The sequence below is a fragment of the Cronbergia sp. UHCC 0137 genome (assembly GCF_034932285.1).
Taxonomy (GTDB): domain Bacteria; phylum Cyanobacteriota; class Cyanobacteriia; order Cyanobacteriales; family Nostocaceae; genus Cronbergia.
On the sequence record NZ_JAYGHC010000051.1, the window covers coordinates 29522 to 35647 of the forward strand.

At 35.1% G+C, this 6126-nt stretch carries 10 protein-coding genes and 2 pseudogenes; 5 read left to right on the forward strand and 7 right to left on the reverse strand.

What is annotated here, in order from left to right; genetic code table 11:
• Positions 1-67: 67 nt before the first annotated feature.
• From VB711_RS20905 to VB711_RS20925, 5 genes and pseudogenes are all read left to right on the forward strand, one after another.
• A complete protein-coding gene (locus tag VB711_RS20905) occupies positions 68-742 on the forward strand; it encodes a ParA family protein (protein ID WP_323288214.1) in 675 nt (224 codons plus the stop codon).
• Positions 743-762: 20 nt separating this feature from the next.
• Complete coding sequence (locus tag VB711_RS20910; RefSeq protein WP_323288215.1) at positions 763-1203, forward strand: hypothetical protein; 441 nt, start codon at positions 763-765, stop codon at positions 1201-1203.
• A gap of 21 nt (positions 1204-1224) precedes the next feature.
• Positions 1225-1773 (forward strand): hypothetical protein, encoded by a 549-nt coding sequence (locus tag VB711_RS20915; RefSeq protein WP_323288216.1) that lies wholly within the window; start codon positions 1225-1227, stop codon positions 1771-1773.
• A 15-nt stretch (positions 1774-1788) separates the two neighbouring features.
• A pseudogene (locus VB711_RS20920) lies at positions 1789-2532 on the forward strand (aconitase family protein); the annotation flags it as partial.
• Positions 2533-2805: 273 nt separating this feature from the next.
• Positions 2806-3694: pseudogene (locus VB711_RS20925) on the forward strand (IS5 family transposase).
• Positions 3695-4042: 348 nt separating this feature from the next.
• On the opposite strand, the gene VB711_RS20930 reads toward VB711_RS20925, so the two are convergent.
• From VB711_RS20930 to VB711_RS20960, 7 genes are all read right to left on the reverse strand, one after another.
• On the reverse strand, positions 4043-4480 hold the full coding sequence (locus VB711_RS20930; RefSeq protein ID WP_323288217.1) for a type II toxin-antitoxin system VapC family toxin: 438 nt from the start codon (positions 4478-4480) through the stop codon (positions 4043-4045).
• On the reverse strand, positions 4474-4731 hold the full coding sequence (locus tag VB711_RS20935) for an AbrB/MazE/SpoVT family DNA-binding domain-containing protein (protein ID WP_323288218.1): 258 nt from the start codon (positions 4729-4731) through the stop codon (positions 4474-4476). Before VB711_RS20935 ends, VB711_RS20930 begins: the two co-directional genes overlap by 7 nt.
• 67 nt (positions 4732-4798) lie before the next feature.
• A complete protein-coding gene (locus VB711_RS20940; RefSeq protein WP_323288219.1) occupies positions 4799-4990 on the reverse strand; it encodes a hypothetical protein in 192 nt (63 codons plus the stop codon).
• A gap of 63 nt (positions 4991-5053) precedes the next feature.
• Complete coding sequence (locus VB711_RS20945; RefSeq protein ID WP_190346708.1) at positions 5054-5215, reverse strand: hypothetical protein; 162 nt, start codon at positions 5213-5215, stop codon at positions 5054-5056.
• A gap of 2 nt (positions 5216-5217) precedes the next feature.
• Positions 5218-5691: a type II toxin-antitoxin system VapC family toxin gene (locus VB711_RS20950; protein ID WP_137666284.1), complete on the reverse strand. Its 474-nt coding sequence runs from the start codon at positions 5689-5691 to the stop codon at positions 5218-5220.
• A 22-nt stretch (positions 5692-5713) separates the two neighbouring features.
• Positions 5714-5866: a hypothetical protein gene (locus tag VB711_RS20955; protein ID WP_323288220.1), complete on the reverse strand. Its 153-nt coding sequence runs from the start codon at positions 5864-5866 to the stop codon at positions 5714-5716.
• Positions 5867-5898: 32 nt separating this feature from the next.
• Positions 5899-6126, reverse strand: a 228-nt coding sequence (locus tag VB711_RS20960; protein WP_323288221.1) for a hypothetical protein, incomplete at its 5' end; no start/stop codon positions are given.

Below are 6126 nucleotides of genomic sequence, written 5' to 3' on the forward strand. Positions count from 1 at the left end.
GGTCTTTTATGGACTCACCTTTATTGCTAGAATTGTAAATATGTAAATCTTAGGAATCAATCATAAAATGTTAAAATTAGTCGTTAATTCTCCAAAAGGGGGAGTAGGAAAGACTACTATAGCAACAAATACCGCCTTATTACTAGCTGCTGAAGGCAAAAAAGTTTTGGTACTTAAACTTTCTAGTTCTTCAGGGATTATAGAACATATAAAGGCAAAACAGCAAGATAATCCTAATTTGTATAAATCAATCACAATTGCCGATGAAGATAAACTTAATCCTGATGATGTTCAGGGACTTCCAACGGATTTTAAAGGAATGGGAGAACATGATATAGTAGTTGCAGATACAGATGACTATTGGAAGATTCTGGAAAAATTAGTAGATAAAAAACGTATAGGCTGGAGAGTGATAGCTCCTATTGTACCTAACGATATTGAAGGGCTAGAGAGGATTCCTGGTGAATTAAGCACAATTGTTACACAAAGTGTGATCAAAAAATTTCCTCTGAAACTCACCATTGTTCCTAATCGTTGTGGTGACAATAATAGTATTGAAGATGATATTAATATTATTAAAGCAAAATTAGAACAAAAGGGATTATTAAACAAATTAAGTGCTTACTATTTACCCTATGCAGGACGAAATTATCCTCCTATTTTCATAGAAAATCATGATATTTTCCGTCAACAGTTGAAACTAATTTTATCTAATGAATGTCAAATTGGTTTTAATCAATAGTAAATGAGGAGGGAATTATTATGCCTAGTAAACAGTTAATTTCAAACTTAGCCAAAGATTTAATAGATAGTTCAGGGTTGGGTAATAAGCAAAAGCTTACATTTAATGAGACACAATTAGATGTTGATCTCCTGAATAATCTTAAACTTGCTCTTGCAACAAATAGTACAAAAAGAGTAGTAGAGATGATTTTTAGAATTTTGGCAATAGCAGAACTTGGTCAAAAACAGTCCATCTATCAATTCCCATCATCTGATTATTTAGATAAGATTGAAAATCTTGAAAAATTATCTCAAGGAAACTGCACAGTTAATATTCCAATATGGATGTTAATAGCAACTTCGGAATTGATTAAAAATAAATATCATAAGTTTGAATTTAAGACAATTGAAGAAGTTATAGAAACTCTTATTCAATCCTCTTTTGATAAAATCCAATATTTATGGAATCCCCAGTTTTGAAAAATAATATGGAGATAAAAAATGGTAAATAAAAATTTAATTAACGCTTTTATAGATCAATTATTAGATTCAACTACTGAAGAAAAATTAGCTTACGAAGCTACAATTATTGAGCTACTAGGTGGAGATCAAAACACTAAAGTTACAAATTTGCCCAAACGAAGGGGAAGATCAGATGGTGGAATTGATGGACGTATTAAAGTGATAGCTCCTCAAATAAATAAAGTTTATCATTCAGAAGGATTGTCATTTCAAAAAGGTAATAATATTATTCAAGATGCAGGAATTAGCATAAAAATTCAGACTCAAAAATTTACTCGTGAACAGTTTGGTGGTTTCAAAGATGATCTTGAAAGGGAAAATCTTTATATTGGAATTATTATTTCAGCTACTGGACTTTCTCCAGATGCACAGAGACGAATTGATGATGTCAATATAGAGGGAATATATCAATTTATTCATATTCCATTAGGAGATATATTGGCGGGTAATATAAATCTTTTTCCTATTCAATTAGCAGATAAAAATATATGTGATCGTATCGTTGAATATTTAAATAAAATGAGTTAAACTGAAAAATACATATCAAATATTGCCCTGTTAAAAAATATGGTAGCACGGGGCTATTCTGATGCGCGAACCATCATGAGAGGAGTGGCAAAAATGGAAGAATGGTTAGCCAACCCGCAGTTAATGTCAGCCGATGCCGATGCGGAATATGCAGAAATAATTGAAATTGATTTAAACGAAATCAAAGAACCAATTGTTGCTGCTCCCAATGACCCTGATAATGTTAAGTTATTATCAGAAGTTGCTAATGATCCTGTACAAGAAGTTTTTGTAGGTTCTTGTATGACAAATATCGGACATTATCGGGCAACTGCGAAGGTTTTAGAAGGTGCAGGTAAGGTGAGCGCTCGGTTGTGGATAGCGCCTCCAACTCGCATGGATGAACACCAATTAAAAGCGGAAGGTGTTTATGATGTTTTCGTAGCTGCAAATGCGAGAACTGAGATACCAGGATGCAGTTTATGTATGGGAAATCAGGCGCGAGTTGATGATAATACAACGGTGTTTTCTACCTCTACTCGTAACTTCAATAATCGCATGGGAAAAGGTGCTCAAGTGTATTTAGGTTCGGCGGAATTAGCAGCAGTTTGTGCGTTGTTGGGAAGGCTTCCTAATGTGCAGGAATATTTGGATATTGTAGCGGAGAGAATACATCCTTTTGCTGATGATTTGTATCGGTATTTGAACTTTGATCAAATTGTTGGTTTTGAGGATGAAGGTAGGGTAATTAGTAAGGAGGAACAGGCTTTGTTAGTATAATGTAATTGGGGTGAGTCTTGATGGCTCACCTAAAATGTTAAATTAAGTTAAAAACATTGTAGCAAATTATAGGAAAATAGACCTCTTGCAGAATTGATTTTGTGTTATAATAGTTCATTTTTTTAATCTTAATGGGGTGAGATAACTAAAAAGATTGATGCCTGGGGTATTTGTAGCGATAGTTGTAATCGCGGAACGTCTGACAGAAAAAACATCACCAAAAAAAGATAAAATCAAATTCTGTGCATTATCAGAATCTGAGGTGATGAAAAAATGAACTATAAATCCATCCAAAAACTAAAACCAAGAGCATTTAAGCGCCGCTTTGGAGTAAGAAGAAAGACTTTTAAGAAAATGGTTAAAACTCTAAAAGAATTTCAAACTATTAACAAAAAGAACCAATGTGGAGCGAAACCTGTACTTATGATTGAGGAACAAGTTTTAGTTACGTTAGAATATTGGCGAGAGTACCGAACTTATTTTCATATTGCAACAAGTTGGGGAGTATCAGAATCAACACTTCGACAAGCTCAGTGACCGCTATTTGTCGCATTGTTCATCGCATAGAATCAGAACTAATGCAGTCAGGAGTGTTTAGGTTGCCTGGTAAAAAAGCCTTGCTCAAAGGTGGTTTGAGCCAACCTGAAGTGGTGGTAATGGATGTAACTGAAACGCCTATTGAACGTCCAAAAAGAAAACAACAGGAATTTTTTTCAGGCGAGAAAAAACGTCACACCCTCAAAAGCCAATTAATTATTAATCAAGAAACAGGAGAAATTATTTGTACTTTTTTTGGTAAGGGGCGCTGTCATGATTTTGCCTTATTCAAAGCTAGTGGGGTTCATTTTCATCCAGAAATACAAGGTTTACACGATAGTGGTTATCAAGGAATTAACCAATATCACAGCAACAGTTACACTCCCAAAAAAAAGCCTAAAAACAGAGAACTTTCCGCTTTAGAAAAAGACTATAATCGTGTTTTAGCGAATCTTGAATTGGCATTGAACACGTCAATCGCCGCCTGAAAATTTTTAAGATTTTTGGTGATAGATATCGTAATCGCCGTCGTCGTTATGGTCTGCGTTGTAATTTACTAGCAGCAATTTATAACTATGAGTTAAATTTAGCAGTTCCAAAATGCCAATCCTCTACTATAACATAAAAGTAATTTTGCAAGAGGTCTAATGAAGTCTATTCCGTGTTTTGCCAGATTGGTTTGACTCTTATTTTCATCATATTCAAAGTTACTCATATTTTTAGATTTTACTTGCTCAGTGATGCATAGTTTAATAATGTACCGACTGAACAAGATTAACCTATTTCATGATAGTTAAGTGCATGGTAATTTATTCTTCAAGATATCTCTACCAAAACAGCGAACTGACAAAAGCCCTCCGGGCATCCAAGAAACAGCGCTTGCGCTATCGCCCTCCCACATCCCAAACAGCAATCAATCTCTATAATTTGCTATAGCTAGATATTGTGAATTTTGAGTTTAAATCAGCTATTGCTATGATGGAACTTCTACTAACTCAGAAATGGAATCCCCAAGACGAAGAAAATGCTTCGCATTCAGAGTTAAGATTTTATCTGCTTCTATTTTTAGAGCAGAATAAGCGATTAAACCATCATAAATTGCTCCTCCCGTAAACCCTAGATTGACCATATTTTCTATAGCTTGATAATAATCATCTTCAGTTAAAGAAATAATCTGAAATTCTTTGAGATTTTCCTGAATAAGCCTCTGAGTGATTTGAGGTGAAAAACGAGGTTGAGAAGGAAAAGAAGATATAACTGAGAATAATTCGGCTAAGGTATGAGTGATTATAAATCCTTCTATTTGTGAAATTTTTACCTTTTCTAGCCATGAACAGCAAGGAAAGTGATTAGGATGTTTAACTAAAATAGCAGCAACTAAAACTGATGTATCAAATAATATTTTTACCATGACATTACTTGATTCATTCTTTCATTTTTGAGTTCTTCAATTATTGTATTAGCATCTGTTAATAATTCTACATCAGCAACTAATACATGACCTTCGTAGTAAAGTGATGGTTCTTCTTTGATCGGTTTTAAAATTAGTTTTCCGTCTTGAACTTCTAATGATAGTTTTGATTCATTATTTAAACCTAACTGTTGTCTAATAATTTCAGGAATTTGCAGATATCCTGATTGATTTAAGGTGACTAATTCCATAGTATTTTTTCCAAAAAAGAGTAACTGTTCGTATTATAGCAGCGAACTGCTTGCAGCAGCGCTTGCGCTATCGCACTTCCCACATCTCCCAAAACAGCGATCGCCCTCCACATCCCAAACAGCGATTCCTACGGAGCGCTTCGCTATCGCACTCCCATAATTCCCTAACAAGCGATCTCCCTCCCACAACCCAAACAGCGATCGCCCTCTCACATCCCAAAAGCGATCGCCCTCCATACCCCAAACAGCGAACTGACAAAAGCCCTCCGGGCATCCAAGAAACAGCGCTTGCGCTATCGCCCCCTCAATACCAAAACTTAGTTTAGGATAGTGATTTGATGAGAGGTTGAGTAATAATTTTTCTGTTTTTAGCTACCTGTTTTTTCCTTAAATCTTGACAAATTTCATGCAAATCATAATTAAAAGATTTAGCGTGTTCTTCTCGAATTTTGTAAATTTCTTCTAATACTTCATCTTTCCACATTGTTAATCTCCCATAAGTTCATAAGGTGTACAAATTGTTGGTAGTTCATATCCAGATTGAATACTAATTTGTGAGAGTTTTTTCTGGATTTGTGCGTTAGCGATATGTTTACAGTTCCATGTTAACAAATAATCTACTTTATAAACAGTGGCTAAGGCAATATGCAAAGCATCATCAGATGCTTTAGGAGGAAGATTGCTTTTGATCAGAAATTGCTGGGCTAATTCTTCCACTGCTTCATTGATTGCTAATAATGGTAATTCACTTATTAGCTCTAGTCTTTTAGTAGCTATTTCTTGATCTCCTCTCGCTAATTCTTCTAAAACTACTTCCGAGATATATAGAGTAAAATTTTGCCGACGAGTATCCCACCAATTTTGTGTAATTACTGAATTTGAAGCAGTAATTAGATTAGTGCTTGGTCTAATTGTAAGATAGCCAATAACACTGGTATCAAGATATAAACTTTCAATCATTATTAAATACTTATAAAATGATTTATTTTTGTATTATATCATGTCTAATGTTTCCTGCTTTAAATTCTAAGAACTCGATAAATTTAATTACTTCATTGCGCTGTTCAAGAGGTAATTGTTTAATTTTAGCGATGCCTGCGGCGAGCGAAGCGATCGCCATTTCTAATGTGATCATTTATTTGTTTTTCCTGTAACTTTAAGTTACTTCTATTTTAGCAAATGATTTTTAGGTCGTGCTTCGTGATCGCCCTCCCACATCCTCAAAAAGCGATCGCCCTCCATACCCCAAAAAGCGAACTGACAAGTCAGCGCTTCGCTATCGCACCTCCCACATCCCCAAAAAGCGATACCTTCGGTCAGCGCTTCGCTATCGCACCCCTCCACATTCCCAAAAAGCGATCGCACTCCCACACCAAAAAACGATCGCCCTTCCAC

What these genes read in the sequence shown, in the direction of transcription:
- VB711_RS20905 (WP_323288214.1), top strand. Translation starts at nt 68, where the DNA reads ATGTTAAAATTAGTCGTTAATTCTCCAAAAGGGGGAGTAGGAAAGACT.
- VB711_RS20910 (WP_323288215.1), top strand. Translation starts at nt 763, where the DNA reads ATGCCTAGTAAACAGTTAATTTCAAACTTAGCCAAAGATTTAATAGAT.
- VB711_RS20915 (WP_323288216.1), top strand. Translation starts at nt 1,225, where the DNA reads ATGGTAAATAAAAATTTAATTAACGCTTTTATAGATCAATTATTAGAT.
- VB711_RS20930 (WP_323288217.1), bottom strand. Translation starts at nt 4,480, where the DNA reads ATGGTAAAAATATTATTTGATACATCAGTTTTAGTTGCTGCTATTTTA.
- VB711_RS20935 (WP_323288218.1), bottom strand. Translation starts at nt 4,731, where the DNA reads ATGGAATTAGTCACCTTAAATCAATCAGGATATCTGCAAATTCCTGAA.
- VB711_RS20945 (WP_190346708.1), bottom strand. Translation starts at nt 5,215, where the DNA reads ATGTGGAAAGATGAAGTATTAGAAGAAATTTACAAAATTCGAGAAGAA.
- VB711_RS20950 (WP_137666284.1), bottom strand. Translation starts at nt 5,691, where the DNA reads ATGATTGAAAGTTTATATCTTGATACCAGTGTTATTGGCTATCTTACA.
- VB711_RS20955 (WP_323288220.1), bottom strand. Translation starts at nt 5,866, where the DNA reads ATGATCACATTAGAAATGGCGATCGCTTCGCTCGCCGCAGGCATCGCT.